Raw genomic sequence first — 26,980 nt, 5'->3', positions numbered from 1 at the left:
CTCGGCCTCGGCAGCCGCGACTTCGTCGGCACAGACGTTCTCGTGCTCGGCGGTGACCTCGCCGGCCGCGTCGGTGCCTTCCTTCGAGAACGTGTGGCTTCGTTCGCTTGGTGGCGGGGTTTTTGTAGCGCTCCGTGGCGGTCTTGTTGCCGCGATCACGCAGGACTGGCTGCAGGTAGGTGTCGCGGTCTGAACCGAGAGGGGTGCGCCCGGTCGGGGCCGTTTGGATCGCTGCCGCTACGTCAGAGTCCGAAGGCTCCGCCGCTGACGAGGATCGCGATGCCGAGGCCGATGAGAACGATGGGGAAGAGGATGTGCTCCCAGCGTTCGAGCACTTCGGCGATCGGGGGGCGGGTGGCGACGAACTTTGCCAGGGCCACCAGGACCGCGACGAGCGCGAGGAAGACGATGCAGTAGGCGACTACTGCGAGAGGTTCCACGCTGAGGAAGACAGGGGTGTAGACGCCGATGTTGTCGCCGCCGTTGGCAAGGGTGACGCCTGCGACTGTCCACACGCCGACCTTCTTGCCGGCAACCTTGGCCTCGTCGTCATCGTCGTCATCGTCTCCGCGCCAGGCCTGCCATGCGGCCCAGAGGCCGAGGCCCAGAGGGATGAGACCGAAGTACGGGATGGCTGCCGAGGGCAGGAATGCTCCGGCGCCGATGGTCACCAGGACCGCGGCACCGAGGATGCCGGCGAATCCGAGGTACTGGCCGGCCAGAATGCGGGCGGTAGTGCCGCGCTGGCCTGCCCCTCGCGCGAAGAAGAGGGAGAGCACGATGATGTCGTCGATGTTGGTCGCTGCGAACAGGCCCATCGCCTGCAAGACCGAGGTGAGGATCATGCACCCTCCCCAGCTGCGTCGCATCCGGGAAGCGAGCAGGCGGGAGCGATGCACGGGGCGTCTTCGTCCACTGCCAGGGTGGCATCGACCAGTGCCGTCAGCGCCTGCGCCAGGTGCGAATCGGCGATCTCATATCGTGTCCGACGACCCTCGGGCTCGGAGACGACGATCCCGCAATCGCGCAGGCATGCCAGGTGGTTGGACACGTTCGGGCGTGTCAGGTCCAGATCTCGGGCCAGTTCCGCCGGGTAAGCGGGATGGTCGAGCAGGGTCAAGATGATCCGGGATCGAGTGGGGTCGGCCAGTGCACGACCCAGGCGGTTCATCACGTCGAGACGCGAAGCAACGGTCAGCATGCACTGAACTATACAGCGCGCGCTGAGCATTCGGTCACAGGCGTCGGCCCAGATCGCATGCCCGTAAGGGGATACTTCACCGTACGTCGTGCGAGCTTCCTCCTCGACGACTTTTTATGAGGGATCGTCATGTACGCAAGACCCGTACGGTGACATGGGCGGTGAGGGGAGGGCAACTGCAACAATGGGGACATGCATGTCGGCTACGCGCGCGTCTCGACTCTCGAGCAAGACCTCTCCGCCCAACGGGAAGCACTCGAGCGCCTCGGAGTCGAGAACAAGAACATCTACTTCGACCACGGCCTAACGGGAACGACCCGCGCCCGGCCCGGGCTGCGTGAGGCACTGGCCGCGACCCGGGATGGGGACACCCTGGTGGTGACCAAGCTCGACCGGCTGGCCCGCTCGCTCCCGGACGCGAGGGACATCGCCGACGAGCTCACCATCAAGGGAGTGGCGCTCAGTCTCGGAGGCAGCGTCTACGACCCCAACGACGCCGTCGGCCGGTTGCTGTTCAACGTGCTCGGCATGGTGGCCGAGTTTGAGGCGGACCTCATCCGCCTGCGCACCCGCGAGGGCATGGCCATCGCCAGATCCAAGGGCAAACTCAAAGGCAAGAAGCCCAAGCTCTCGCCCTCTCAGCGCAAGCACCTGCTGACGTTGCACGCCGCCGGTGAGCACACCCAAGCCGAGCTGGCCGAGCTGTTCAACGTCTCCCGCACCACCATCTACCGCGAGCTGCGCCGCACCACGGCCGACACCTGACCGCGCCTGCACCGCCACTGAGCGATCACAGAAACCCGCCACCAAGCCATCACATCCACAGAGAACGTCATGTCGTCGAGGCCGACGGACCCGTCGGTGAAGGTCACCGTCGAGGTGCTGCCTTCCGCCCAGACGACGCCGGTGCCGTCCTCGGTGAGTTCTCCGGTGCCGGTATCGACGTCCTCACCGCAATGGGAGACGGTGTACGTGACAGCGCTGCCGTCGATCGTGAGGGTGCCGAGATCGTCGTCCGAGGTCGCGAGGTAGACGCCGTCCGAACCGGTACCGGCGCAGGCACTGAGCCCACCGACGAGAACGCAGGTGGCTGTCGCGGTGAGGATCCGCCGGCCGAGTGAACGAGACGGACGGAGTCCAAGGGTGCATGGAGGCGAGCGTTCTTTCGGGGCCGACTCGCAGAAGCGGCGTCGGCGGTTGATGTGCGTGACGGCGCCCGAGCGTGTGCCGATCTCGACACATGCCCCCGATACCGGCGAGGGCCGCCCACTCGGTGAGTGCGCGGCCCTCGGGTCGGATGGGAGTTCGGAGTTCGCTCGGACGGAGCGGCTCCGGGCGGGTCAGGCGAGGAGGCCCTCGACGGCCTGCCGGATGTGGGCGAGACCGGCGGACCGGTCCTGCAGATGGAGTCGGAGCACGGGACGCCCGTGGTCGCGGAGCACCTGGGCATCACCGGCGGCCTGGGCGGCGAGGAGCCTGCCGAAGGTGAACGGTCGCTCCGGGACGACGATGTCGGCCCGGTTCTCACCCGTGATCTGGAGGAACACCCCGTTGGGGTGGCCGCCCTTGTGGTACTGCCCGGTCGAGTGGAGGAAGCGCGGTCCGAACCCGAACGTGGTCTGGATGCCACTCGCCCGGGCCAGGAGCGGCCGCAGTTCTGCCGCGTGCGCGTCGCCGTTCCGATCGAGGAACGCCTGCACCGCGAGGTAGCCGTACTCGTCCGCGGCGTCGATGAGGGCTGCGAGAGCCTCACCGAGCGTGGAGGCGGCTCCGATCACCTCCGGCGAGGCGTGGACCTCGACGGGCCCGTCGACGAAAGCGGGTGCGGTGTGCTCACCGTTCGCCGGAGCCTCGAGGAGGGCCCGGGCCGCGACCTTCGCGGACTCGACGTCCGGTTGATCGAAGGGGTTCACCCCGATGCTGTAGCCGACGATCGCGGTGACGTGCTCCCAGAGCTGGAACAAGGCACCGAGCGGCAGGTTCACCGCAGCGGCGTAACCGGAGGCGGGCTGGTGATCGCCGATCGCGTCGCCGATGAAGAGGAGCACGGAGTCCGCGTGTGCATCGGTGAAACCGGGAGCGTTCCGGTCCTCGACGACGACTGGGAGGATGCCCTTGTGATCCTTGCCGGTCGACTCCGCGAGGAGCTGTTCGAGCCATGCGCCGAAACCGACGACGGGGGAGTCCGTGCTCGCGATGACGAGCTTCTCGGTGTCGCGGGCGTGTGCGACGCCGAGGAGAGCACCGAGGCGCACCGCGGGGTTCTCGGCGTCGTCGGCCGCGAGGACGGGGGCGTACTCCGCGGCGTCGCGGAGGAGGCCGGCGATGTCCGCACCTGCGAGCCCGGCGGGGACCAGGCCGAAGGCGCTGAGTGCACTGAAGCGGCCGCCGACGTTCGGGTCCGCGAGGAAGACCGCGCGGTACCCCTCGTCCTCCGCGAGCTGCTGGAAGGGCGAGCCGGGATCCGTGACGACGACGATGCGACGGCGCGGGTCGATGCCGGAGGCGCGGAACGCCTCGGCGAACGCCCTGCGGTGCGAGTCGGTCTCCACCGTGGATCCGGACTTCGAGGCGACGACGAGAACGGTCCGGCTCAGGTCCGTGCCGATCGCCTCGGCGACCTGAGCGGGGTCCGTGGTGTCGACGATCTCGATCGGCACTCCGGCCGTCGCGCAGATGACCTCGGGGGCGAGCGAGGAACCGCCCATCCCGGCGAGCGTCACGTGGTCGACGCCCTCGGCCAGGAGTTCCTCCCGGAGGGCGAGGATGCGCGGCACGAGGTCGGCGGAGGTCGTCGGGAGGTTCACCCAGCCGAGGCGCTTCGCGGCCTCGGATTCCGCGGCCTCACCCCAGACGGTGGCGTCACCGGCCGCGATGCGGGAGGCGACGCGTGCGGTGACGAGATCGTGGACCTCGTCGTCGAACTCCGCGGGCGAGGGATAACCGAGATCGACGCCCTTCACGATCGCACCGCTTCCATCTGACCGCGAACGGTCTCGACGAGTTCGGTCCAGCTGGCGTCGAACTTCTCGAGACCCTCGGCCTCGAGTTTCTCCATGACCTCGGCGTAGTCGATGCCGCCGGCGGCGAGGGCGTCGAGCACCTCGTCGGCCTCCTGATAGTGACCGGCCACGGTGTCGCCGTGGACCTCACCGTGGTCGGCGAAGGCGAGGAGCGTCTTCTCCGGCATCGTGTTGACGGTGCCGGCGGTGACGAGCTCCTCGACGTACAGGGTGTCGCGGAAAGCGGGGTTCTTCACACCCGTCGACGCCCAGAGCGGGCGCTGCGGGTGCGCACCGGCGGCCGCGAGGACGGTGAAGCGTTCGCTCGAGAACAGCTGCGTCGCGATCTGGTGGGCGAGGCGGCAGTTCGCGATCCCCGCCTTCCCCGCGAGTCCCGAAAGGGAGTCGTTCACGGCGATCCGGGAGTCGACCTCGGAATCGACGCGGGAGACGAAGATCGAGGCGACCGAGTGAATGGTCGAGAGGTCGATGCCGGCCTCCCGGGCGAGTTCGAGACCTGCGATGTACGCCTCGACGACCTTGCGGTACCGGTCGAGCGCGAAGATGAGCGTGACGTTCACACTGATGCCGGCCGTGATGACCTCGGTGATGGCGGGCAGTCCTTCGAGGGTCGCCGGGATCTTGATCATGACGTTCGGTCGGTCGATCATCGTCCAGAGCTTCTTCGCGTACGCGATCGTGCCGGCGGTGTCCTTCGCGAGGTGCGGCGGCACCTCGATGGACACCCTGCCGTCGACGCCGTCCGTCGCGTCGTACACCGGGCGGAGGACGTCCGCGGCGCGGGCGACGTCCGTCGTCGTGAGGGCGTCGATCGTGTCCTCGACCGAGGCGCCGGCCGCGACGAGCTCGGTCACCTGTGCGGCGTAGGCCTCACCCCGGGCGAGGGCCGCGGCGAAGATCGTGGGATTGGTCGTCACGCCGACGATCGTCCCCGCCCCGACCTGCGCGGCGAGGTCACCGGAATCGAGGCGGGAGCGGGAGAGATCGTCGAGCCAGACGGAGACGCCGGCTGCGGAGAGTGCGGAGAGGGGAGTGCTCATGACGGGTTCCTTCCCGGGTCAGGCAGCGGCCACCGCTGCGAGGGATTCCTCGGCGGCGGTGACGACGGCCTCGGCGGTGATGCCGAATTCCTGGTACAGACGCTTGTAGTCGGCCGAAGCACCGAAGTGTTCGAGCGACACGGCCCGGCCGAAGGTACCGAGGTACTTGTGCCAGCTCATCGATGCTCCGGCCTCGACGGTGACGCGGGCACGAGCAGCGGCCGGGACGACCGACTCGCGGTACTCGGCGGACTCCGCCTCGAACCACTCCTGCGAGGGCATGGACACGACGCGGGAGGCGATGCCCTTCGCCGCGAGCTGTTCGGCCCCGGCGAGGGCGATCTCGACCTCGGAGCCCGTCGCGACGATGATCACGCGATCGGCGACGGCCGCCTCCGCCGGGCCGAACTCGCCGAGGACATAGGCGCCCTTCGCGGCCTCCGCGGCCGGTGCGAGGACCGTGCGGTCGAGGACCGGCACGTTCTGGCGGGTGAGCACGATGCCCGTCGGTCCGTCGGTGCGGTCGAGGATCCGACGCCACACGACGGCGGTCTCGTTCGCATCCGCGGGGCGGACGACGTCGAGGCCCGGGATCGCACGGAGGGAGGACAGGTGTTCCACCGGCTGGTGGGTCGGGCCGTCCTCCCCGAGGCCGATCGAGTCGTGCGTCCACACGAACACCGTCGGCAGCTGCTGGAGGGCAGCGAGGCGCACGGCACCGCGCTGGTAGTCGGAGAACACGAGGAACGTGCCGTTGTACGGCCGGGTGGGGCCGTGGAGGGCGATGCCGTTGCAGATGAGGCCGGCGGCGAACTCGCGGACACCGAAGTGGATGTTCCGGCCGTACTCGTGGCCGGAGAACATGTCCGAGGAACGCTCGGCGGGCAGGAACGAGGGCTCGCCCTTGACGAGCGTGTTGTTCGACCCCGCGAGGTCGGCGGAGCCGCCCCAGAGTTCCGGCATGAGCGGCGCGAGCGCATTGATGACGGCACCCGAGGCCGCGCGCGTCGCGACTCCCTTGGCGTCGGCCTCCCAGGTGGGAAGGGCGTCGTCGATGCCGGCGGGCAGTTCCTTCGCGAGGAGGCGGTCGAGGAGGGCGGCGTTCTCCGGGTTGGCCGATCGCCAGGCCTCGTAGCGGCCGTTCCACTCCTGGTGGGCGGCGGCACCGCGGTCGCGCAGGGACCGGGCGTGGGCGAGGACCTCGGGATCCACGGCGAAGGTGGCCTCCGGATCGAAGCCGAGGACGGTCTTCGTCGCGGCGATCTCCTCGGCCCCGAGGGCGGAACCGTGGGACGCACCGGTGTTCTGTGCATTCGGGGCCGGCCACGCGATGATCGTCGAGAGGCGGATGAAGGACGGACGCGGGTCCGCCTTCGCGGCCTCCACCGCGGCGTCGAGTGCGGAGATGTCCTCCTTGTACTCGGTGCCGCCCTGGGTGAAGTCCACGTGCTGGACGTGCCAGCCGTAGGCCGCGTAGCGGGCCGCGACGTCCTCGGTGAAGGCGATCGAGGTGTCGTCCTCGATGGAGATCCGGTTGTCGTCCCAGATGACGACGAGGTTGCCGAGCCGCTGGGTGCCGGCCACCGACGAGGCCTCACCGGAGACGCCCTCCTCGAGGTCACCGTCGGAGGCGATGACGAAGATGCGGTGGTCGAACACGGACTGTCCGGCGGGCGCCTCGGGATCGAAGAGGCCGCGCTCGCGGCGGGCGGCCATCGCCATGCCCACGGCGGAGGCGAGGCCCGAGCCGAGCGGGCCGGTGGTGATCTCGACGCCGGCGGTGTGCCCGACCTCCGGGTGACCGGGGGTGAGGGAACCCCACTGGCGGAGCCGCTGGAGGTCCTCGATCTCGAGGCCGAATCCGCCGAGGAACAACTGCACGTACTGCGTGAGGCTCGAGTGACCCGCGGACAGAACGAAACGATCCCGTCCGAGCCAGGTGGGATCGGCGGGATCGTGGGTCATGGCGTGCTGGTAGAGGTAGTAGGCGACCGGTGCCAGGCTCATCGCCGTTCCGGGGTGGCCGTTGCCTGCCTTCTGCACGGCGTCCGCTGCGAGGAGGCGGGCGGTGTCGACGGCCTTGGAATCGGCTTCGGTCCAGGTCACAGTACTCATGCGCGTGAGTGATCCTTCTACTTGACGGATGACATCACAACTCTATCGCGCGCCCGACCGGGGCGAAACCGGCCGCGGCGCCGTGCGGTGTGGCCTTCGTCGCGCGCGCGGACCGCCTGCGCGGAGCGGTGCGCGCGGCTCCGCCACGGGACGACGTGGGCGATGACGCGGATCACCCGGGGCGGCGAGTGGCGGTGGACTCTACGACGGGTAGAATGGCGTGGACCGCGGGGTCGGTACACCGTGTTTCGGTACACCGTGTCACTGCCGCTCGGTCGACCGTCGTCAAGAGGAAGTGAACTCCCGATCCGTGACTGCTGAACAGCATGAGGCCGCCCAGATAGCTCAGGAAGCTCGGGCGGCATCCGTGGAGAAGCCCCTGCAGCGCAGCGTCGACGAATCGGCGCGGTCCGGGAAACCCCGCAGCAGGTTCATGGCGTACGTGGCGCTCACGAAGCCGCGTGTCATCGAACTGCTCCTCGTGACGACCGCGCCCGTGATGTTCCTCGCGGCGCAGGGCATGCCGAACATCTGGCTCGTGCTCGCGACGCTCGTCGGTGGCGCGGCCGCTGCCGCCTCCGCCTCCGTCTTCAACTGCTACATCGACCGCGACATCGACGCGAAGATGCACCGCACGGAGAACCGGCCGCTCGTCACGGGGGAGATCTCACCGCGCAATGCGCTGATCTTCGCCTTCGTGCTCGGCATCGGGTCGATCTTCTGGATGGGCGGATTCACGAATTGGGTCGCCGCGGGGCTCACCGCGATCGCGATCCTCCTCTACGCGGTCTTCTACACGATCATGCTCAAGCGCCACACGACGCAGAACATCGTGTGGGGTGGCGCCGCCGGCTGCATGCCGGTGCTCATCGGGTGGTCCGCCGTCACCGGCGGAGTGTCCTGGGAACCGCTCATCCTCTTCCTCATCGTCTTCTTCTGGACGCCGCCGCACTACTGGCCGCTCGCGATGAAGTACAAGGCGGACTACGACGCCGCCGGCGTGCCCATGCTCCCCTCGAAGGTGCCGCCGGCGACGGTCGGCAAGCAGATCATCTGGTACTCGTGGGCCATGGTGCTCTCGACGCTCGCCCTCGTCCCGGTGGCGCCCATGGGCCCGATCTACATCGTCACCGCGGTCGCCGCCGGTGCCTGGTTCATGTACGAGGCCTACGCGCTCGTGTCCCGCGCGAAGAAGGGCCTCACCGGTACCCGCCTACGGGCGATGAAGCTCTTCCACGGCTCGATCACGTACCTGTCGGTCGTGTTCCTCGCGGTCGCGATCGACCCGTTCTTCAACCCGTTCGTCGGCTGAGAGAGCCCCGGCGTCCGACACGAGAAGGCCCCGGAATCGTCGCCACGGTTCCGGGGCCTTCGCCGTGCCCACCCATCTCCGCAGCAGTGGAACTCGGCCGAGCCCTTCTCGCTCAGCCGAGCCCTGCGAGCTCGGCGATGTCGATCTTCTTCATCCGCATGAGCGCGCTCTGCTGAGCGGGGATCCTCATGAGGGAGCCGAGGTCGGCGGGGAGGATCTGCCAGGAGAGGCCGAACCTGTCCTTGCACCACCCGCAGGCCTCGGACTCGGGCACGTGGGAGAGAGCCGACCAGTACCGGTCGATCTCCGCCTGGTCCGCACACCACACGACGAACGACACCGCCTCCGTGAAGGTGAAGGCGGGACCGCCGTCGATCGCGCCGAACCGCTGACCGTCGAGGACGAACTCGGCGTGGAGGATCTTCCCCTGCATGTCCCGCAGGTGCTCCTCCGAGGTCGCCTCGGGGTAGTACTGCACCTCACCGATCGAGGAGTTCGGGAACACGCTCGTGTAGTACTCGAGTGCCTCCCGCGCATTGTCGGTGAACCACAGGTAGGGCATGATGCGGGCGGCTGCGCCGCCGGTTCCGATCGCCACGACCGTTCTCCTCGTCCTCGCGGACGGCCCACCACCGAGGCGGACCGTGGGGACACCAGTGTCCTCCGCCGCGGGCACGTGGGGAAGAGGAGATCTCACACATCGACGTCGTCGACCGAACCGCCCGCCGCGAGCTGGGCGGCGTGGAGCTCGGCATAGGCCCCGTCCCGGGCGAGGAGCTCCTCGTGCGTGCCCTGTTCGACGATGTCACCGTGCTCCATCACGAGGATCGAGTCCGCGTCCCGGATGGTCGAGAGCCGGTGCGCGATGACGAAGCTCGTGCGTCCTTCGCGCAGCGTGTTCATCGCCTGCTGGACGAGGAGCTCGGTGCGGGTGTCGACGGAGGACGTGGCCTCGTCGAGGATGAGGAGCACGGGGTTCGTGAGGAACGCCCGCGCGATCGTGAGGAGCTGGCGTTCCCCCTGGGAGAGGTTGCTCCCGTCGTCCGCGATGACGGTGTCGTACCCGTCGGGCAGGGTCCGGACGAAGGTGTCGACGTGGCACGCACGTGCTGCGGCGACGACTTCCTCCCGCGTGGCACCGGGCCTGCCGTACGCGATGTTCTCCTCGATGGTGCCGCCGAACAGCCAGGTGTCCTGGAGCACCATGCCGGTGTGGGACCGGAGTTCGGCACGCGGCAGTCGAGCGATGTCCCGACCGTCGAGGAGGATGGCTCCGCCGTCGAGCTCGTAGAACCGCATGAGGAGGTTCACGAGCGTCGTCTTGCCGGCTCCCGTCGGACCGACGATCGCGGTGGTCGTGCCCGGCTCCGCGACGAAGGACAGGCCGGTGATGAGGGGCTCGTCGGGGGAGTAACCGAAACGCACGTCCCGGAACTCGATCCGACCGCGCGGGGGAGTCGGCAGTGCCTCCTCGTGACGGTCGGGGCTCTCGTCCTCGTACCCGAGGAACTCGAACACCCGCTCGGCGCACGCGGCAGCCGACTGCAACTGCGCCATCATGCCCCCGAGCTGACCGAGCGGTTGAGAGAACTGGCGGGAGTACTGGATGAACGCCTGCACCGTCCCGAGGCGGATCGTTCCGTTCGCCACCTGGAGAGCGCCGATGAGTGCGATCCCGACGTACACGAGGTTCCCGATGAACTGCATCGCCGGCATCATGAGACCGGCGAGGACCTGGGCGTTGAACGAGGCCCGATTCACCGTCTCGTTCTCGGTGTCGAACGCCTCCTTCGTCGCCCGGCCGCGCCCGTAGACGGTGATGAGGTTGTGTCCCGTGATCGATTCCTCGACCCGGGTGTTGAGCACGCCCGTGGCCCGCCACTGCGTGAGGAACTGCTTCTGGGACCGCGCGCCGATGAGCCCGATGACGATCGCCGAGAGCGGCACCGTGAGCAACGTGACGAGCGTGAGCTGCCACGACAGGACGAGCATCATGACGAGGACGCTCACGATCGTGAGAAGACTCGTGATGATCTGCCCGAGTGACTCGCTCATCACCTGGTTGAGGTTGTCGATGTCGTTGCTCAGCCGGGAGAGCACGTCGCCGCGCTTCATCCGGTCGAAGGTGCCCAGGGGCAGCGAGTGGATCTTGTACTCGACCTCGGTGCGCAGGGTCGACATCATGCGCTGGGTGACGGTGTTGAGGAGGCGGCCTGCGGCCCACTGCAGTGCGGAGCCGAGCACGTAGAGGAGGGCCGCGAGCAGGAGCGTCCGACCGAGCGCGGTGAAGTCGATGCCCGCACCCGGGGTGATGACCATCGCCTCGACCATGTCGGCCATCGTCCCGTCGCCGGAGGCGCGCAGATCCGCGACCACCTCGTCCTGTGTGAGGCCCGCCTCCATCCTGCCGGCGACCCATCCCTCGTACACGAGGTTCGTCGCCTGCGCGAGGACGAGCGGGCCGAGCACGGTGAGGACGATCGACCCCGCCGTGAGCACGACCGCGGCGCCGATCCGCAGGCGGGAGGGCGCGAACCGTCCGAGGAGGGTCCGCATCGTGGGGACGAAATGGCGCGCGCGGGCGCCCGGTGCGGTCTCATCCGACATGGCCGGCCTCCTGGGAATCGGCGATCTCGCGGTACACCGCGTTCGAGGTGAGGAGTTCGTCGTGCGTGCCGATGCCGGACACCCTCCCGCCGTCGAGGACGAGGATGCGGTCGGCATCCCGTGCGGTGGCGATGCGCTGGGCGACGACGACGCGCGTCGCAGCGACGTGGGCGTCGAGAGCGGCACGCAGCTCCCGGTCCGTCCGGGTGTCGAGGGCCGAGAAGGAGTCGTCGAACACGAGGACGCCCGGCCGTCCCACGAGGGCGCGGGCGATCGCGAGCCGTTGGCGCTGACCACCGGAGAAGTTCGTCCCGCCCTGGTTGACCTCGTGCCCGAGGCCGTCCTCGAGTTCACGCACGAAGTGTGCCTGTGCGACATCGAGTGCCCACCACATGTCGTCCTCGCTCGCGTCCGGAGCGGCGAACCGCAGATTGTCCGCGATCGAGCCGGCGAAGAGATAGGCCTGCTGGGGAACGAGCCCGAGCGCGTGGCTCAGTGCCGTCGGTGCGAGCTCCTCGACGGGCACCCCACCGATGAGAACCTCGCCGGACTCCGGGCGGAACAGGCGGACGAGGAGCGCGGCGAGGGTCGTCTTGCCGGATCCGGTGGCGCCGACGACGGCGAGGGAGCCGCCCGGCGGGACCCGGAAGGTGATGTCGTGGAGGACGGGCGCCTCGGCCCCGGGGTAGCGGAAACCGACGTGCCGGAACTCGACCGCACCGGGCTCGGGCAGTACCTCGCGAGTGCCGTGGGACTCGATCTCGAGAGGGGCGTCGACGACCTCGAGAACGCGGGACGCGGACACCGCGGCACGCGGGATCATCATCGCCATGAAGCTCGCGATCATGATGCCCATGAGGATGAGCATGAGGTACTGGACGAACGCCATGACGACGCCGATCTCGAGCGTGCCGGCGGCGACCTCGATCCCGCCGAACCACACGACGGCGACCGTCGCGACGTTGATGATCGCCATGACGGTGGGGAACATGAGCGTGAACAGTCGGCCGACGCGGAGGTTCGCCTCCGTGACACCGCGGTTCGCCTCCGCGAACCGGGCCTTCTCCGCATCCTCACGGACGAAGGCGCGGATCACCCGGATGCCGGTGAGCTGCTGCCGCGTGACCGAGCCCAGGGCGTCGATGCGCTCCTGCATGACGGAGAACGAGGGCACCATGCGGGCCACGAGCAGACCCATGACGACGGCGAGCACCACGACGGTGACGACGACGATCCACGAGAGGTGCAGGCTCTGGGAGAGCGCCATGACGATACCGCCGATCGACATGAGCGGGGCCATGACGAGCATCGTCGCGCTCATGACGACGAAGGTCTGCACCTGCCGGATGTCGTTCGTGTTCCGGGTGATGAGGCTCGCGGCGGAGAACCGGGCGACGTCCTGATGACTCATGTCGACAACCCGGTGGAAGACGTCACGGCGGAGGTCGCGGCCGGCGGACATCGCGGCGTACGCCCCGCACCAGATGGCGGCGGCGTTGCACACCACCTGCGCGATCGCGACGAGGAGCATCCACAGGCCCAGGCGCCAGACCGTCGCGGTGTCCCCGTGGGCGACGCCGTCGTCGATCATGCGGGCGTTGAGAGTGGGCAGGAACAACATCCCGAAGGTCTGGAGTGCCTGGAAGAGGACCACCCCGGCGAGGGCGAGGCGGTAGTCGAACAGATATCTGCGGAGGAGCTCGACGAGTTTCATCAGGAGGTCATTCAACCACGCCGCGGTCGGGCTCAGGAGCGAGCAGGAGCCTCCGGCAGGGGGGCGCGGGAGTAGCACGCGTCGACGACCGCCGTGGCGGCGGCGATGACGAGACACACGCCGATCATGTGGAGGGCGACGAGCGTGACGGGCAGACCCGTGAAGTGCTGCACGTACCCGATGACGCCCTGGAGGATCTCGACGCCGATGAGCACGTCGAGGGTCCGGGACAGGGCGCGGTCCGCGGTTCCGGCCGCGACGGCACGGGCGGCGAGGACCCGGGCGACGACCGTGGCGATGACGAGTGCCCACACCGGCCAGGCATGGAGGCGGGCCATGATCTCCGGGTCGAGGCCGTTGCGGGTGCTCAGTTCGTCACCCGAGTGGGGACCGGCGCCGGTGGTGAGGACGCCGAAGAGCACGACGACGAGGACGAGGACCGCGATCACCCAGGCGAGGATCCGGAGCTTCTGCGGGGCACGGTCCCCGGTGAGGCGTCCGGAGTCGTGGGTGCGGCGTACGAAGTACGCGGAGGCCGCGACGGCGAACGCGGAGGGGATGAAGTGGATCGCGACCGACCACGGGTTGAGGTCCGTGAGCACCGTGATGCCGCCGATGACCGCCTGCGCCGGAACGACCGCGAGGAGGGAGACCGCGAGCACGAAGAGGTCCTTCCGGTCCTTCCGCAGGCGCCACAGATGGAGCACCGTGACGAGGCAGAGGACGCCGAGGGCGATGCCGAGCAGGCGGTTGCCGAACTCGATGTACCCGTGGATCCCCATCTCCGGGGTGTTCGTGAGGGACTCGGGTGTGCACTTCGGCCACGTCGGGCAGCCGAGGCCGGACCCCGTGAGACGCACGAGGGCGCCCGTGAGGATGATGCCCGACTGCGCCAGCAGCATGAGCCACGCCGCGATTCGCACCGTCCCCGTGACGGTGAGCGGTTGCAGCCTCTCGCGCAGGCTCCGGGGTGCGGGAGCGGTGGCGTGTGGGGTCGACGTGGTCATGAGAGTGCCTCCAGCACCAGCGGGCAGTGGTCGGGTCGAGGAACGGGAACGAACGGGGAGCGGAGGTCGGGCCGGTGGCCACGGACGTCCGAAGCGGCGACGCTCATGTCGCCGACCACCGGAACCAGCGGCGGGCGACGAGCAGGCCGACGACCGACCAGGCGAGCATGACGAGCAGCGGAACGACCGCGAGGCGGCCCTCGAGGACGGCCGCCCGCATCGCGTCGCCGAGCGCGCCGAACGGGAGGAACCCCACGAGGTCTCCCCACGCCCCCGGGTGGGCGAGGAGGATGCCGCCGACCGTCGCCATGAGGACCCACACGATGTTCGCGAGGGCGAGGGTCGCCTCGGCGCGGAGGGTACCGGCCATGACGAGCGCCCACACGAGGAGCGAGGCGGTGCCGACGACCGCGCTGCACACGAGACCGGGCACCGAGATCCCTGCGGTCCCGGGGCGGAACCCGAGGACACCGGCGAGCGCGAGGAGGACGACGAACTGCGTGAGCACCACGAGGTACACCGCGAGGAGCTTGCCCCATACGAGGCCGCTCGTGCCCAACGGTGTCGTCGCGAGCTGCCGGAGCACGCCGTAGCGACGGTCGAAGCCGGTGGCGATCGCCTGACCGGTGAAGGCCGTCGACGCGATCGCGAGGCCGAGCACCCCGGACAGTGCGATGAGGACGCGGGGGTGATCGGCGGTGTCCATGCCGAGGACGTCCGGGATCCGTGTGAGAGCGAGGCCGCACAGGGCGATCGCCGGGAGGATGAGCGACAGCAGCAGCTGCTCACCGTTGCGCATGACCGCACGCGCCTCGAAGACGGTCTGGGCGAGGACGCGACGAAGAGCCGGAGCGGCACCGCCGTCGGAGGGGTGCGGAGCACCCGTGAGCGTCTCGCTCATCGCAGATCCCTTCCGGTGAGGTCGAGGAAGACGTCCTCGAGCGTGCGGCCGTGGACGGACAGCTCCCGGACGCGGACGTCCCGTTCGGCGAGGACCGCGGTGAACCGGGCGAGTGCGATCGGGGAGAAGTCGCCGGTGAGGGTGATCCGCGCGCCGGACACCGCGACGGAGCCGAGGTCGGAGAGCGCGTGCATGAGAGCGGCGCCGTCGGGGGACTCGAGGGAGTCCCCGGCGAGCGAATCGGTGTCGAGGACGGCGGTGAGGAGTTGATCGCCGGCGGCGGGATGGACGAGGTCCTCGAGGGACCCGGAGGCGATGACGGAGCCGTGGTCGATGACCGTGACCTCGTCGGCGAGTTCCTGGGCGTCGCGCATCGCATGGGTCGTGAGGACGACGGCGGTCCCGGAGTCGCGGAGTTCGCGGATGACCTCCTGGACGACGAGGGAGGCCTGGGGATCGAGTCCGGCGGTGGGTTCGTCGAGGAACACGAGCCGCGGGCGGCCGATGACTGCGGCGGCGAGGCCCACCCGCTGGCGTTGGCCGCCGGAGAGCCGCCGGATGGTCGTCCGGGAGAAGGAGTCGATCCCGAGGCGCCCCGCGAGTTCGGGCACCGGCACCGGGTCCGCGTACAGCCGGGAGAGGTGGTGCAGGACCTCGAGCGGGCGGGCGGCCAGCGGCAGGCCGCCGTCCTGGAGCATGACGCCCGTGACCCCCGAGGTGAAGGCGTGTTCGGTGACCGGGTCGTGGCCGAGGATGCGCACGGTGCCGGCGGACGGACGCAGGAGCCCGACCGCGCACGCGATCGTCGTCGACTTGCCCGCACCGTTCGGTCCGAGGACCGCGTGCACCGACCCGGCGCGGACCGCGAGGTCGACGGACTCGAGCGCACGCACGCGCCCGTAGGAGTGCGAGAGCCCGCGAACGGAGAGAGGAGGAGTGCTGGCGACCACGGTCGACCATTCTACGCACCGTAGTAGCCCCGCCGCGGTCCTGCGGGGGCGGCAGCCGCCGGGTGTGAGCGACCCCATGCACGTTCGGGAACGAAATTAGGTTTCCCTTCGTAGCCCCCGGAATGAAATAGGGAACAATGGCCTTGTAAAAGTCGGAGGTCGAGATGGGGATGGGTGATTTCGTGGCCAAGCGTGAGACCGCCGGACACGACGACGTCCGGACCAGGCAGAAGGTGCTCGCCTGCGTCCTCGACAACGGCCCGGTGAGCGCCTCGAAGGTCGCGAAGACCATGGGACTGACGGCGGCGGCGATCCGCCGGCACCTCGACGCCCTGTGCGAGGAGGGCCTCATCGAGGTCCGGTCTCTCGCGGGTGCGAAGGCCGGCCGGGGGCGTCCCGCCCGTCAGTACGTGGTGACTCCCGAGGGTCACCAGGCGATCAGCCACAGCTACGACGACCTCGCGGTCGACGTGCTCGGTTTCGTCGAGGAGAAGGTGGGCCGCGAGGCGGTCGGGGAGTACGCACAGCGTTACGCCGCCGATTTGCGCGAGCGGCTCATCGCCCGGATCGATCGCACCCCGGACACCGTCGCGGCCCGCTCGCGGGCGCTGTCGGCCGCACTCGTCGCGGAGGGCTTCGCCGCCACCGCCTCGCCCGTGGCGGTCGGTACCCCGCTCGAGGCCATGCAGTTGTGCCAGGGGCACTGTCCGATCCAGCAGGTCGCGTCGACGTTCCCCGAGTTCTGCGAAGCGGAGATGGACATGTTCTCCGACTACCTGGGGGTCGACGTGCGCCGTCTGTCCACCCTCGCCGGTGGTGCACACGTGTGCACCACCCACATCCCGACCTCGGTCGTCAACCGACCGTTGATCGACCAGAAGGACCGAAACCAAGGAGGCTCAAGGTGACCGATACCACCGAGACCAATCCGATCCTCGAGGCCAACCCGGAGCTCAAGGACATCGGCAGCTACGCCTACGGCTGGCACGACGGCAACGACGCGGGCGCCAATGCCCGCCGCGGCCTGGACGAGGAGGTCGTCCGCAACATCTCGAAGATGAAGGACGAGCCGGAGTGGATGCTCAATGCGCGTCTCAAGGCCCTCCGCCTCTTCGAGAAGAAGCCGATGCCGAACTGGGGCGCGGACCTCACCGGCATCGACTTCGAGGACATCAAGTACTTCGTGCGTTCGACCGAGGGTCAGGCGCAGTCCTGGGAGGACCTCCCGGAGGACATCAAGAACACCTACGACCGCCTCGGCATCCCGGAGGCGGAGAAGCAGCGCCTCGTCGCCGGTGTCGCCGCGCAGTACGAGTCCGAGGTCGTCTACCACAAGATCAACGAGGAACTCGAGCGCCAGGGCGTCATCTTCCTCGACACGGACACCGCTCTCAAGGAGCACCCGGAGATCTTCGAGGAGTACTTCGGCACCGTCATCCCGGCCGGTGACAACAAGTTCTCCGCGCTCAACACCGCGGTGTGGTCCGGCGGTTCCTTCATCTACGTCCCCAAGGGCGTCCACGTCGAGATCCCGCTCCAGGCCTACTTCCGGATCAACACCGAGAACATGGGCCAGTTCGAGCGCACGCTCATCATCGCGGACGAGGGCTCCTACGTGCACTACGTCGAGGGCTGCACCGCACCGATCTACAAGTCGGACTCCCTCCACTCGGCCGTCGTCGAGATCATCGTGAAGAAGGATGCCCGCGTCCGCTACACGACGATCCAGAACTGGTCGAACAACGTGTACAACCTCGTGACCAAGCGTGCGATCGCCGAGTCCGGCGCGACCATGGAATGGGTCGACGGCAACATCGGCTCGAAGGTCACCATGAAGTACCCGGCAATCTGGCTCACCGGTGAGCACGCGAAGGGCGAGACCCTCTCCGTCGCCTTCGCCGGCGAGGGCCAGCACCAGGACACCGGCGCGAAGATGGTCCACGCCGCTCCCAACACCCACTCGTCGATCGTCTCGAAGTCGGTGGCGCGTGGCGGCGGCCGGGCCGGTTACCGCGGACTCGTCCACGTCCACCCGGGCGCGAAGGGCTCTTCGAACACCGTGCTCTGCGACGCCCTGCTCGTCGACAACGAGTCCCGGTCGGACACGTACCCGTACATCGACATCCGTGAGGACGACGTGGCACTCGGCCACGAGGCCACGGTGTCGAAGGTGAGCGAGGACCAGCTGTTCTATCTCATGAGCCGCGGACTCGAGGAGACCGAGGCGATGGCGATGATCGTCCGTGGCTTCATCGAGCCGATCGCCCGCGAACTCCCGATGGAGTACGCCCTCGAGCTCAACCGCCTCATCGAACTGCAGATGGAAGGGGCCGTGGGCTGACGCCCGGCGGACCTCAGGAGGAAAACACACCCCATGACAGAAACTCTGGCAAACGCCCTCGAGGTGCAGGTGCCCGTCCGTTCGCGCGACGAGCGCACCCGCTCCTTCGACGTCGACCGCTTCCCGCAGGTCACCGGCCGTGAGGAGGAGTGGCGCTTCACCCCGGTGAAGAAGCTCGCCCACCTCCTCACCGCCCCGGCCGCACCCGAGGCGCACCTCGCTCTCGAGGAGACCCTCCCGGCCGGCGTCACCCGTTCCGAGGTCACCCTCGAGGCGGCACAGGAGCTCGGCATCCTCGCCCCCGAGGACCGCGCAGCGGCCATCGCCGCGGCGAACGCCGGTGGCGTGCTCCGCTACGACATCGCCGCCGACGCCGAGCTCTCCGAGCCCGTCGTCATCAAGGCGAACGGCACGGGTGAGACCGTCTTCGGTCACGTCCTCGTCACCGTCGGGGCGAACGCCCACGCGACCGTCGTCATCGAACACGAGGGCCGGGCGGACTACTCCGAGCTCGTCTCCGTCGTCGTCGGCGACGGGGCCTCGCTCAAGCTCGTCTCCCTCCAGCTGTGGGACGAGGGCTCGCTGCACCTCGGCCAGCACGACGCGCTCGTCGGCAAGGACGCGCAGTACCGCCACATCGCGATCTCGCTCGGCGGTGACCTCGTGCGTCTGAACTCGAACGTGCGCTACGCCGGCCCCGGTGGCGAGGCGGAGATGCTCGGACTGTACTTCGCGGACGAGAAGCAGCACCTCGAGCACCGCACCTTCGTCGACCACAACGCCCCCCGCGCGACCTCGAACGTGCTCTACAAGGGTGCCCTCCAGGGACAGGACGCGCACTCGGTGTGGGTCGGTGACGTGCTCATCCGCCCCGAGGCGATCGGCATCGACACCTACGAGCTCAACCGCAACCTCGTCCTCACCGAGGGCGCACGCGCGGACTCCGTGCCGAACCTCGAGATCGAGACCGGTGACATCGAGGGTGCGGGCCACGCCTCCTCGACCGGACGCTTCGACGAGGAGCACCTCTTCTACCTCATGAGCCGCGGGATCTCCGAGACCGTGGCCCGCCGCCTCGTGGTGCGCGGCTTCTTCAACGAGGTCATCCAGAAGATCCAGATCCCGGAGATCGAGGAGATCCTCTCGGCACGGATCGAGGAAGAGCTCGCGCGGAGCATGATGTGAGCACCCTCGCCTGTGCGGCGGACGCCGTCGGACCGGGCGAGGCCATCCGGGTCGTCATCGACGACCGTGAGGTGTGCATCGCCCGGACCGAGGACGGCACCGTCCACGCGATCGACGACCTGTGCACGCACGGCGAGGTGTCCCTCGCCGAGGGCGAGGTGAGCGGCTGCACGATCGAGTGCTGGCTGCACGGATCCGCCTTCGACCTGCGCACCGGAGTCCCGCAGACGCCCCCGGCGTTCGAGCCCGTGGAGGTCTTCACGGCCGAGGAACGCGACGGCGGCATCTGGGTCGATCTGACACCCGCCTCGTAATTTTTCAGACTTTCAGGAATTCAACGGTTAGGAACACCATGTCCACTCTTTCCATCCGCGACCTCGTGGTGAGTGTCGAGACCGAAGCCGGCGCCAAGGAGATCCTCCACGGCGTCAACATGGACATCTCGTCGAACGAGACCCACGCCATCATGGGCCCCAACGGTTCGGGCAAGTCGACCCTCGCGTACGCCCTCGCCGGCCACCCGAAGTACACGATCGACTCCGGTTCCGTCACCCTCGACGGTGAGGACCTCGTCGAGATGAGCGTCGACGAGCGCGCCAAGGCGGGCCTCTTCCTCGCGATGCAGTACCCGGTCGAGGTTCCCGGCGTCACGGTGACGAACTTCCTCCGCGCCTCGAAGACCGCGATCGACGGCGAGGCCCCGAAGCTCCGCACCTGGACCAAGGACCTCTCGCAGGCGATGAAGGACCTCCGCATCGACCCCGAGTTCGCGGCGCGCAACGTGAACGAGGGCTTCTCCGGTGGTGAGAAGAAGCGTCACGAGATCCTCCAGCTCGAGCTCCTCAAGCCGAAGTTCGCCGTCCTCGACGAGACCGACTCCGGCCTCGACGTCGATGCCCTCCGCATCGTCTCCGAGGGCGTCAACCGGGCGAAGGAGACGACCGACATCGGCGTCCTCCTCATCACCCACTACACCCGCATCCTCCGCTACATCAAGCCCGACCACGTGCACGTGCTCGTCAAGGGCAAGGTCGCCGAGGAGGGTGGCCCGGAGCTCGCCCAGCGTCTCGAGGACGAGGGCTACGACCGGTTCCTGGTGAACGCCTGATGCTCTCGGCCGCCGAAGTCGCTCGGATCCGCAAGGACTTCCCGATCCTCTCGACCGAGGTGAACGGGTACCCGCTCGCGTACCTCGACTCCGGCGCCACGTCCCAGAAGCCCGAGTGCGTCATCGACGCCGAGCAGGACTTCTACACGTCCCGGAACTCCGCCGTCCACCGCGGGGCGCACACCCTCGCGGTGGAGGCGACCGACGTCTTCGAGGGCGGCCGTGCAGCCACGGCCGCCTTCGTGGGCGCGGGGGAGCGGGAGATCGTGTGGACGAAGAACGCCACCGAGGCGCTCAACGTCGTGGCGTACGGATTCGGCAACGCCTCCCTGGACGCCGCGCGCGGTGCGGGGGATCCGGAGGCCGCGCGGTTCCGCCTCGGGCCCGGTGACTCCATCGTCACCACCGAGATGGAGCACCACGCGAACCTCATCCCGTGGCAGGAACTCGCCCGCCGGACGGGTGCCGAGTTCCGGTACCTGCCGCTCGCGGACGACGGAACGCTCGACCTGAGTGACCTCGAGGGCATCGTCGACTCCACGACGAGGATCCTCGCGTTCACGCACGCCTCGAACGTCCTCGGCACCGTGAACCCGGTCGAACGACTCGTGGCCCGGGCCCGGGAGGTCGGGGCGTACGTCGTGCTCGACGCCTGCCAGTCGGTGCCGCACATGCCGCTCGACCTCCACGGCCTCGACGTCGACTTCGCCGCGTTCTCCGGCCACAAGATGCTCGCTCCGAGCGGCATCGGTGTGCTGTACGGGAAGGCGGAGCTGCTCGACGCGCTGCCGCCCGTGCTCACCGGTGGATCCATGATCACCACGGTGGACATGGACCGCGCCGCGTTCCTCCCGGCTCCCCAGCGCTTCGAGGCCGGGACGCAACCGGTCGCGCAGGTGGCGGGAATGGCGGCGGCCGTCGGATACCTCTCGGAGACCGGGATGGACCAGGTCGCCGCGCACGAGGCGGAACTCGCCGCGTACCTGTACGAGGGAGTGGCAGCGCTGCCGGGCATGCGGATCCTCGGCCCTGGTCCCGGTGAACCGCGCATTGCCACCGTCGCGTTCGACGTCGCGGGCGTCCACGCCCACGACGTCGGGCAGTACCTCGACTCGAAGGGCGTGGCGATCCGGGTGGGTCACCACTGTGCGCAGCCGCTCCACCGGCGGTACGGGGTCACCGCGAGCACGCGTGCGAGCGCGTACCTGTACACGACCCAGGAGGACTGCGACCGGTTCCTCGCTGCGCTGTCCGAGGTGAGGGGCTTCTTCGGTGTCGCATGATCCCCGTGGAGTTCCTGCGGCCGGCCGGCCCGACCGCAGTGGAATACTGAGGGCTCGAAAGGAGTTCCGACGCGTATGAGCGACCTCGCGCAGTTGTACCAGCAGGTCATCCTCGACCATGCGAAGGAGCGGTACGGCAACAAACCGCTCATCGCCGGGACCGGGATCGATCACTCCCCGTTGTTCGGTTCCTCGCACCAGGTGAATCCCACGTGCGGGGACGAGATCACGGTGGAGACGGAGATCGATCCGGACTCCGGTGCCGTGACCGTCCGCTGGGACGGTCAGGGCTGCTCGATCTCGATGGCCTCGGCCTCCGTGGCCTCGGAGATGGTCGAGGACCTGAACGACGAGGAGTTCGCGCAGGTGGAGGCCGCCTTCCACGAGCTCATGCACTCCCGGGGTGCCGGCGAGCCCGACGAGGACCTCCTCGGCGACGCCGCAGCGTTCTCCGGGGTGTCGAAATTCCCCGCCCGCATCAAATGTGCCCTCCTGAGCTGGATGGCACTCAAGGACGCCCTCGCACAGGCGAGAGCAGGAGGTGCAGCATGACCGACGTCATTGCCGGTCCCACGAACGCATCGAACGACGAGGTGCTCGAGGCCATGATGGACGTCGTCGATCCCGAACTCGGGGTCAACGTCGTCGACCTGGGTCTGGTGTACGGCTGTGAGGTCGACGAGGACGGGACCGCCGTCATCGAGATGACCCTCACGTCTGCCGCATGCCCGCTCACGGACGTCATCGAGGACCAGACCGCACAGTGCCTCGAGGGCATCGTGCCGGCGTACCGCATCAACTGGGTGTGGATGCCGCCGTGGGGTCCCGAGAAGATCACCGAGGACGGCAAGGAACAGATGCGCGCCCTCGGGTTCAACATCTGAGTTCTCCTTCCCGGAAAGGTCGCGGCCCCTCCACCTGCGACAGGTGGAGGGGCCGTGGTGCGTCCGGACCCGAACGTGCTCGTGCGGGCAGCGGTCTGCTCCGTCGGTACGGGTTCGATCCCGTGCCTCCGGAGCAAACTGCTGCTTTCGTACACCCGCCGCTCAGTCGACGGTCGCCTCGCACAGGCGGTCGCGGAGGTCCCGGAGGGTCTCCGGGGTGCCGCCGTGGGTGGTGAACCATCCCTCGGGGCCGCCCGGGTGCGCCTCAAGGGCGTCGAGGAGCGCCTCGATGTCGGGGGCCTTCGCGCCCATCATCCTGCTCATGTCGATGCCCTGCGCGGCGAAGCGGGCCATGGTGACGTGGGCGGAGGTGCCCATGCGGGCGTGCACCCCGTCCATGTTCCCGTCGGTGACGGTGTAGTCGCGGACGACGTCCTCCCGCGCCGCCCCGGCCAGCGTGAACACGAGGGCGATGACGAGATCCGGCAGCGAGCGGATGATGTTCATGATCCAGCGGCACGTGCAGTACAGCCACGGCGGAGCGATCGTGCTCGCGGCACCGAACGCGACGAGGAGCGAGCACGCGGCACCGAGAACGGACCCCACGGCGGCCATCTGGAGGGTCTCGAGGAGCAGCTGCAGGACAGGCCCGATCTTCGAGAAGTCCGGCGGGAACATGCGGGTGACGAACTCGAGCATGTTGACCGAACCGTTCGCGAGCTTCGCGAAGTCGAAACCGGCGCCGTTCGCGGACCACACGAGGATGCCGGCGGCGAGGACCCCGCTCACGAGGAACCGGGCACGCGGCACCCGGAACGCCTGTTCCATCCGGGATCGGTCGGCGGGGGCGAGCGTCTGCGGGACGGGCGTCGGCCGGGTGCGGGTCTGCGTGGTCATTCCTCGCCCTCCTCGGGTTCGATGTCGTACACGGGAGCGAGGTCGTCGGCCGTGAGGGAGGAGGTGCGTCCCTCGACGACCATCCGGCCGTGCCGGAGACCGAGGATCCGATCGGAGTGCTCGAGCGCGAGCGGGAGCACGTGGAGGCTCACGAGAACCGGGATGTTCTCCTCGGCCGCGATCTCCTGGAGCAGGGTGAGCACCGTGGGGCTCATCAGGGGGTCGAGCGAGGCGACGGGTTCGTCGGCGGGGATCGCGCGGCGGTTCTGCATGAGGGCCCGGGCGATCGCGACGCGTTGCTGCTGTCCGCCCGAGAGCGAGCGGGCGGGTGCGCCCGCCTTGTGGGCGATCCCGACGCGGTCGAGGAGCTCGAGTGCACGGACCCGGTCCTCGTGCCGGTAGGTCCCGAGCAGATTGCGCCACCCGGCCCGGTACAGCGAGCCGGTGAGGACGTTCTGCAGGACGCTCAGCCGTCCGACGAGATTGAACTGCTGGAAGATCTGCCCGACCTGCGAGCGCAGCGCGCGGATCTCACGGGCCGAGGCGGTCGTGAGGTCCGTGGAACCGACCCGGAGCGTGCCCGCGGTGACGGGTGCGAAGCCCGTGATGGCCTTCATGAGTGTCGACTTCCCGGAGCCCGAGGCACCGAGGAGGGCGACGACCTCTTCGGCGTGCATGTCGAGGTCGACCCCGTCGAGGACGAAAGGCTCCTCCGCCGAGTACTGGACCCGAAGATCGCGGAGGTGCAGCCGGGGCTCGGTGTGCGCCTCGGTGGTGGGTTCGGTGGTGGGGGAGTGGGGTGCGGCCCGGGTGGTGATTCCGATTCCGGTCATCGTGCTCACTGCAGGTCCGAGATGTCGACGTCGGCGATCGCGGCGATGTCGACGAACGGCTGGAAGACCTCGGCCCCCGGTTCGACGATCGCCTCGGTGCCCTCGGGGATGCCCTCCATGTAGATGCCGAGGGTCTCCCTGTTCGCGTCGGAGAACACGGCCGGGATCGCCTCGAGGAGCGTCTGCCGCTTCTCCTCGCTCATCTGCTGATTGCCGAGCATGCTCACGGACACGGGCATCGCAATGCTCTCGCCGAAAGAGCGGGTCTCACCTTCCTCGAACGGGAACTGCGGGTCCCCCGTGCCCTCCATCGCAGTGAAGAGCGTCGAGGTGCACGCGACGTCCGCCTGGCCCTCCTGCAGGGCGACGAAGCTGTTCGCATGGCTGCCCGAGAAGAGTTCGGTGAAGCCCTCGCCGGAGGCCTTGCCGGCCTCGGAGAGCATGTGGGTCGGCATGAAGAAGCCGGAGCTCGAGGCGGGGCCGGCGAACGCGACGACCGTCTCCGGAGTGATGTCCTCGAGCGACTGCAGCGGGGAGTCCGCGAGGACGATGCATTCGGAGACCGGTTCGTCGGTCCCGGGCCAGGCGACGAGGGAGTCGACCTCACCGGTGGAGACGGCGAGTGCCGAGGGGTATCCGCTCATGAGGCCGATGTCCTCGTGACCGGCGCGGACCGCCTCGATGACGGCGGAGTAGTTCGGGACATCGGTGACCTCGACGGTCATGCCGGTCTCCTCCTCGAGGAGTTTCGAGATCTCCTCGACCGGGGTGGCGACCGAGGGGTCGTCGGAGAGGGGGAGGGTGGCGAGCTTGGGACGTCGTCGGGCGTCGAACCTCCCGACCCGGTACCGCAGGCGGAGAGGGTCGTGAGGACGAGGGCGGCGGCGGAGAGAGAGTGAGGGCGCGGGTGCGGCGCATCGGGCGGACCTTTTGATCGGAGACGTCCGGATCGGACTCATCCCCAGTCATCTAGACGAGTGGATGAGAGTCATCTAGATGACTGAGGACAGGTGGTGCGAGGGTGAATGTTGGAAGAATCTCGAGCGGTCACGATTTCTGCGCGCGGTGCCGGCACGTCATCCAGATGACCCGGCTCCCACCTACACTGGCCGCATGTCGATCGACCGCGAGTCCGCCGTTCCGCTGCACGTCCAGATCCAGGAACACCTGCGTGCCCGGATCGAGAGGGGCGAGTTCGCCGTGGGGGCGACGATCCCCACCGAAGCCGTGCTCGCGGGTGAGTACGGCGTCAACCGACTCACGGTCCGCCAGGCGATCGCGGATCTCCGGGCCGTCGGCGTGCTCGTCGCCCGCCAGGGGCGGGGAACCTTCGTGGCCGAGCCGCCGGTGCCCATCGACGTGACGATGGACGCGCGGAACCTCCGGATCGAACACGAGCGGGCCCGGCGCGCCGCGGAGTCGAAGGGCCGGCGGATGGTCGAACGCGTCCTCGAGGTGGACCTCGTCATGGCCTCGGCCGAGGCCGCCGGTGGGATCGGCCCCGGTCCCGCGACCCGGATCCGCACCCTCAGCACGTCCGAGGGGGTGCCCCTCCTCCGGACCGAGTACTGGGTGCGGTCCCCGCTTCCGCCGGAGGACATTCGCGCCCGTGGGGAGGAGCCCGGCGGGATCGGTCCCGCCGCCTGGAACGAGATCGCCGGTGCCGAGATGTTCTACGGCTGGCGGTCCTTCGACGCCCGTCCGGCCTCCCGCGCCGATGCCGAGGTGCTCGGGGTGCCGGTCGGTTCGGCCCTGCTCGAGCGGTGCGGCCTCAATACCGACGAGGCGGGGCGCCCGGTGATGTTCCTCCGTCGCCTCGCTCCGGGCGGCCGGATGCGGATCGTCATCCCCTACCCGCGGGACTGACGTCGGGAATACAGGCAGCACTCCCGACAGCCGTGTCACCGACAGGGGTAGCGTGGACTCGGACTGCCCATCGTCCCTGCGACTTCCGAGAGGCGAGATCATGAACGACGACGTTCACCGGCACGAGGACCTCGGCACCGTCGAACGCGAGGGTGACCTCCTGAGAATCACGTTCGTCCGGGCTCTGCCGTCCGACGCCGCGGGCGTGTGGCGGGCCCTCACGGAGTCGGCGGGGCTGCGGCACTGGTTCCCCGCCGACATCCTCGGTGAACGCGAGCCCGGCGCGGCTCTCACCTTCCGGTTCTGGCCCGAGCACGTCGAGGCCGGCAGGGAACAGCTCGAGGCCGCCGGGGAGGACGGCGAGGAGGACATGCCGGGCGTCCTCCGGGTGTGGGAACCGGCACGTGTCCTCGAGTTCGACTGGGACACCGAACGGCTGCGTTTCGAGCTCGAGGACCTCGCTCGGCCGGCGGGCACCGTCCGGAACGGCGAGGCCGGCCCACACGCATGCACCCGCCTCACGTTCTCGACGTGGCTCGCGATCGAGGGCCCCTGGCCGCCCGAGGGCACGATGGCCGGCTGGTACGCGTGCCTCCATGCCCTCGGGACCTACCTCCGGACGGGGACGGGCGAGGACGTCTCCACCGAGGAAGCGGGAGCCCTCACCGCCGAGTACGCCCGGATCATCGCGAAGCTGTGAGTCGGTCGGCGCA

The 26,980-nt window shown here is 68.9% G+C and carries 27 protein-coding genes; 13 read left to right on the top strand and 14 right to left on the bottom strand.

Translation table 11 applies throughout. From position 1 onward, the window contains the following. Positions 1-193, top strand: a 193-nt coding sequence (locus ABD172_RS14560; protein ID WP_344310829.1) for a hypothetical protein, incomplete at its 5' end; no start/stop codon positions are given. Positions 194-242: 49 nt separating this feature from the next. Here ABD172_RS14560 and ABD172_RS14555 read toward each other — a convergent pair. Together ABD172_RS14555 and cmtR are read right to left on the bottom strand one after the other, a co-directional pair. After that, the gene (locus tag ABD172_RS14555) at positions 243-845 is read right to left on the bottom strand and encodes a cadmium resistance transporter (protein ID WP_344310827.1); all 603 of its coding nucleotides are present in this window, start codon (positions 843-845) and stop codon (positions 243-245) included. Continuing rightward, entirely contained in the window at positions 842-1,201 is a 360-nt protein-coding gene (cmtR, locus tag ABD172_RS14550; protein WP_344310825.1) for a Cd(II)/Pb(II)-sensing metalloregulatory transcriptional regulator CmtR, read from the bottom strand. The genes ABD172_RS14555 and cmtR overlap by 4 nt, the downstream gene beginning before the upstream one ends. A 192-nt stretch (positions 1,202-1,393) precedes the next feature. Between cmtR and ABD172_RS14545 the strand changes: the two genes are divergently transcribed. Beyond that, on the top strand, positions 1,394-1,966 hold the full coding sequence (locus ABD172_RS14545) for a recombinase family protein (protein WP_054687552.1): 573 nt from the start codon (positions 1,394-1,396) through the stop codon (positions 1,964-1,966). Positions 1,967-2,541: 575 nt separating this feature from the next. Here the strand turns inward: ABD172_RS14545 and ABD172_RS14540 are convergent. From ABD172_RS14540 to tkt, 3 genes are read right to left on the bottom strand one after another with little or no spacing between them, the layout of a single operon-like run. Further along, a complete protein-coding gene (locus tag ABD172_RS14540; protein ID WP_344310822.1) occupies positions 2,542-4,164 on the bottom strand; it encodes a glucose-6-phosphate isomerase in 1,623 nt (540 codons plus the stop codon). After that, positions 4,161-5,264 (bottom strand): transaldolase, encoded by a 1,104-nt coding sequence (gene tal, locus ABD172_RS14535; protein WP_344310820.1) that lies wholly within the window; start codon positions 5,262-5,264, stop codon positions 4,161-4,163. Before tal ends, ABD172_RS14540 begins: the two co-directional genes overlap by 4 nt. 18 nt (positions 5,265-5,282) lie before the next feature. After that, a complete protein-coding gene (tkt, locus tag ABD172_RS14530; RefSeq protein WP_344310819.1) occupies positions 5,283-7,379 on the bottom strand; it encodes a transketolase in 2,097 nt (698 codons plus the stop codon). Positions 7,380-7,719: 340 nt separating this feature from the next. Here tkt and ABD172_RS14525 point away from each other — a divergent pair, with 340 nt between their 5' ends. Continuing rightward, positions 7,720-8,691, top strand: coding sequence for a heme o synthase (locus ABD172_RS14525; protein WP_425546696.1), 972 nt, complete (start codon positions 7,720-7,722; stop codon positions 8,689-8,691). A 112-nt stretch (positions 8,692-8,803) separates the two neighbouring features. On the opposite strand, the gene ABD172_RS14520 is transcribed toward ABD172_RS14525, so the two are convergent. The 6 genes from ABD172_RS14520 to ABD172_RS14495 form a co-directional block, all read right to left on the bottom strand. Next, entirely contained in the window at positions 8,804-9,289 is a 486-nt protein-coding gene (locus ABD172_RS14520) for a VOC family protein (protein ID WP_344310817.1), read from the bottom strand. Positions 9,290-9,384: 95 nt separating this feature from the next. After that, a complete protein-coding gene (locus tag ABD172_RS14515; protein ID WP_344310816.1) occupies positions 9,385-11,298 on the bottom strand; it encodes an ABC transporter ATP-binding protein in 1,914 nt (637 codons plus the stop codon). Next, a complete protein-coding gene (locus tag ABD172_RS14510) occupies positions 11,288-13,012 on the bottom strand; it encodes an ABC transporter ATP-binding protein (RefSeq protein ID WP_344310814.1) in 1,725 nt (574 codons plus the stop codon). Before ABD172_RS14510 ends, ABD172_RS14515 begins: the two co-directional genes overlap by 11 nt. 32 nt (positions 13,013-13,044) lie before the next feature. Next, positions 13,045-14,019, bottom strand: coding sequence for a COX15/CtaA family protein (locus ABD172_RS14505; protein WP_344310812.1), 975 nt, complete (start codon positions 14,017-14,019; stop codon positions 13,045-13,047). Positions 14,020-14,122: 103 nt separating this feature from the next. Next, positions 14,123-14,920 (bottom strand): ABC transporter permease, encoded by a 798-nt coding sequence (locus ABD172_RS14500; RefSeq protein WP_344310810.1) that lies wholly within the window; start codon positions 14,918-14,920, stop codon positions 14,123-14,125. Next, entirely contained in the window at positions 14,917-15,870 is a 954-nt protein-coding gene (locus ABD172_RS14495; RefSeq protein ID WP_344310808.1) for an ABC transporter ATP-binding protein, read from the bottom strand. Before ABD172_RS14495 ends, ABD172_RS14500 begins: the two co-directional genes overlap by 4 nt. 170 nt (positions 15,871-16,040) lie before the next feature. Here ABD172_RS14495 and ABD172_RS14490 point away from each other — a divergent pair, with 170 nt between their 5' ends. From ABD172_RS14490 to ABD172_RS14455, 8 genes are all read left to right on the top strand, one after another. Then, positions 16,041-16,778, top strand: coding sequence for a helix-turn-helix transcriptional regulator (locus tag ABD172_RS14490; protein WP_344310806.1), 738 nt, complete (start codon positions 16,041-16,043; stop codon positions 16,776-16,778). Further along, positions 16,697-18,211 carry a Fe-S cluster assembly protein SufB gene (gene sufB / locus ABD172_RS14485; RefSeq protein ID WP_425546695.1) on the top strand — a complete coding sequence of 505 codons (1,515 nt, stop codon included), beginning with the start codon at positions 16,697-16,699 and terminating at the stop codon, positions 18,209-18,211. Before ABD172_RS14490 ends, sufB begins: the two co-directional genes overlap by 82 nt. A 33-nt stretch (positions 18,212-18,244) precedes the next feature. Continuing rightward, on the top strand, positions 18,245-19,396 hold the full coding sequence (gene sufD, locus ABD172_RS14480; protein ID WP_344310802.1) for a Fe-S cluster assembly protein SufD: 1,152 nt from the start codon (positions 18,245-18,247) through the stop codon (positions 19,394-19,396). Beyond that, a complete protein-coding gene (locus ABD172_RS14475) occupies positions 19,393-19,710 on the top strand; it encodes a non-heme iron oxygenase ferredoxin subunit (protein WP_344310800.1) in 318 nt (105 codons plus the stop codon). The genes sufD and ABD172_RS14475 overlap by 4 nt, the downstream gene beginning before the upstream one ends. 38 nt (positions 19,711-19,748) lie before the next feature. Next, complete coding sequence (gene sufC, locus ABD172_RS14470; protein ID WP_344310798.1) at positions 19,749-20,504, top strand: Fe-S cluster assembly ATPase SufC; 756 nt, start codon at positions 19,749-19,751, stop codon at positions 20,502-20,504. After that, entirely contained in the window at positions 20,504-21,787 is a 1,284-nt protein-coding gene (locus ABD172_RS14465) for a cysteine desulfurase (protein WP_344310796.1), read from the top strand. The genes sufC and ABD172_RS14465 overlap by 1 nt, the downstream gene beginning before the upstream one ends. A gap of 75 nt (positions 21,788-21,862) precedes the next feature. Beyond that, positions 21,863-22,339: a Fe-S cluster assembly sulfur transfer protein SufU gene (gene sufU, locus ABD172_RS14460; RefSeq protein ID WP_344310794.1), complete on the top strand. Its 477-nt coding sequence runs from the start codon at positions 21,863-21,865 to the stop codon at positions 22,337-22,339. Beyond that, positions 22,336-22,671: a metal-sulfur cluster assembly factor gene (locus ABD172_RS14455; RefSeq protein WP_344310792.1), complete on the top strand. Its 336-nt coding sequence runs from the start codon at positions 22,336-22,338 to the stop codon at positions 22,669-22,671. The genes sufU and ABD172_RS14455 overlap by 4 nt, the downstream gene beginning before the upstream one ends. Positions 22,672-22,833: 162 nt before the next feature. On the opposite strand, the gene ABD172_RS14450 is transcribed toward ABD172_RS14455, so the two are convergent. Genes ABD172_RS14450 through ABD172_RS14440 form a run of 3 tightly spaced genes read right to left on the bottom strand, consistent with a single transcriptional unit; the run spans position 22,834 to position 25,360 of the window. Next, positions 22,834-23,568: a tyrosine-protein phosphatase gene (locus tag ABD172_RS14450; RefSeq protein WP_344310790.1), complete on the bottom strand. Its 735-nt coding sequence runs from the start codon at positions 23,566-23,568 to the stop codon at positions 22,834-22,836. Beyond that, positions 23,565-24,401, bottom strand: a complete 837-nt coding sequence (locus ABD172_RS14445) for a phosphonate ABC transporter ATP-binding protein (RefSeq protein WP_344310786.1) — start codon at positions 24,399-24,401, stop codon at positions 23,565-23,567. Before ABD172_RS14445 ends, ABD172_RS14450 begins: the two co-directional genes overlap by 4 nt. A gap of 5 nt (positions 24,402-24,406) precedes the next feature. Beyond that, on the bottom strand, positions 24,407-25,360 hold the full coding sequence (locus ABD172_RS14440) for a PhnD/SsuA/transferrin family substrate-binding protein (RefSeq protein WP_344310784.1): 954 nt from the start codon (positions 25,358-25,360) through the stop codon (positions 24,407-24,409). Positions 25,361-25,514: 154 nt separating this feature from the next. Between ABD172_RS14440 and ABD172_RS14435 the strand changes: the two genes are divergently transcribed. Together ABD172_RS14435 and ABD172_RS14430 are read left to right on the top strand one after the other, a co-directional pair. Further along, the gene (locus ABD172_RS14435; protein ID WP_344310782.1) at positions 25,515-26,267 is read left to right on the top strand and encodes a GntR family transcriptional regulator; all 753 of its coding nucleotides are present in this window, start codon (positions 25,515-25,517) and stop codon (positions 26,265-26,267) included. Positions 26,268-26,367: 100 nt separating this feature from the next. Then, positions 26,368-26,967 carry an SRPBCC family protein gene (locus ABD172_RS14430; protein WP_344310780.1) on the top strand — a complete coding sequence of 200 codons (600 nt, stop codon included), beginning with the start codon at positions 26,368-26,370 and terminating at the stop codon, positions 26,965-26,967. Positions 26,968-26,980: the final 13 nt, after the last annotated feature.

The sequence above is a fragment of the Brevibacterium samyangense genome (assembly GCF_039529845.1).
Classification (GTDB): domain Bacteria; phylum Actinomycetota; class Actinomycetes; order Actinomycetales; family Brevibacteriaceae; genus Brevibacterium; species Brevibacterium samyangense.
This window is presented reverse-complemented; position numbering and strand designations above follow the sequence as displayed.

Coding starts and splice junctions, on each gene's coding strand:
- ABD172_RS14555 (WP_344310827.1), bottom strand. CDS start 845: ATGATCCTCACCTCGGTCTTGCAGGCGATGGGCCTGTTCGCAGCGACC.
- cmtR (WP_344310825.1), bottom strand. CDS start 1,201: ATGCTGACCGTTGCTTCGCGTCTCGACGTGATGAACCGCCTGGGTCGT.
- ABD172_RS14545 (WP_054687552.1), top strand. CDS start 1,394: ATGCATGTCGGCTACGCGCGCGTCTCGACTCTCGAGCAAGACCTCTCC.
- tal (WP_344310820.1), bottom strand. CDS start 5,264: ATGAGCACTCCCCTCTCCGCACTCTCCGCAGCCGGCGTCTCCGTCTGG.
- tkt (WP_344310819.1), bottom strand. CDS start 7,379: ATGAGTACTGTGACCTGGACCGAAGCCGATTCCAAGGCCGTCGACACC.
- ABD172_RS14515 (WP_344310816.1), bottom strand. CDS start 11,298: ATGTCGGATGAGACCGCACCGGGCGCCCGCGCGCGCCATTTCGTCCCC.
- ABD172_RS14510 (WP_344310814.1), bottom strand. CDS start 13,012: ATGAAACTCGTCGAGCTCCTCCGCAGATATCTGTTCGACTACCGCCTC.
- ABD172_RS14505 (WP_344310812.1), bottom strand. CDS start 14,019: ATGACCACGTCGACCCCACACGCCACCGCTCCCGCACCCCGGAGCCTG.
- ABD172_RS14500 (WP_344310810.1), bottom strand. CDS start 14,920: ATGAGCGAGACGCTCACGGGTGCTCCGCACCCCTCCGACGGCGGTGCC.
- ABD172_RS14490 (WP_344310806.1), top strand. CDS start 16,041: ATGGGTGATTTCGTGGCCAAGCGTGAGACCGCCGGACACGACGACGTC.
- sufD (WP_344310802.1), top strand. CDS start 18,245: ATGACAGAAACTCTGGCAAACGCCCTCGAGGTGCAGGTGCCCGTCCGT.
- sufC (WP_344310798.1), top strand. CDS start 19,749: ATGTCCACTCTTTCCATCCGCGACCTCGTGGTGAGTGTCGAGACCGAA.
- ABD172_RS14465 (WP_344310796.1), top strand. CDS start 20,504: ATGCTCTCGGCCGCCGAAGTCGCTCGGATCCGCAAGGACTTCCCGATC.
- sufU (WP_344310794.1), top strand. CDS start 21,863: ATGAGCGACCTCGCGCAGTTGTACCAGCAGGTCATCCTCGACCATGCG.
- ABD172_RS14455 (WP_344310792.1), top strand. CDS start 22,336: ATGACCGACGTCATTGCCGGTCCCACGAACGCATCGAACGACGAGGTG.
- ABD172_RS14450 (WP_344310790.1), bottom strand. CDS start 23,568: ATGACCACGCAGACCCGCACCCGGCCGACGCCCGTCCCGCAGACGCTC.
- ABD172_RS14445 (WP_344310786.1), bottom strand. CDS start 24,401: ATGACCGGAATCGGAATCACCACCCGGGCCGCACCCCACTCCCCCACC.
- ABD172_RS14440 (WP_344310784.1), bottom strand. CDS start 25,360: ATGAGTCCGATCCGGACGTCTCCGATCAAAAGGTCCGCCCGATGCGCC.
- ABD172_RS14435 (WP_344310782.1), top strand. CDS start 25,515: ATGTCGATCGACCGCGAGTCCGCCGTTCCGCTGCACGTCCAGATCCAG.
- ABD172_RS14430 (WP_344310780.1), top strand. CDS start 26,368: ATGAACGACGACGTTCACCGGCACGAGGACCTCGGCACCGTCGAACGC.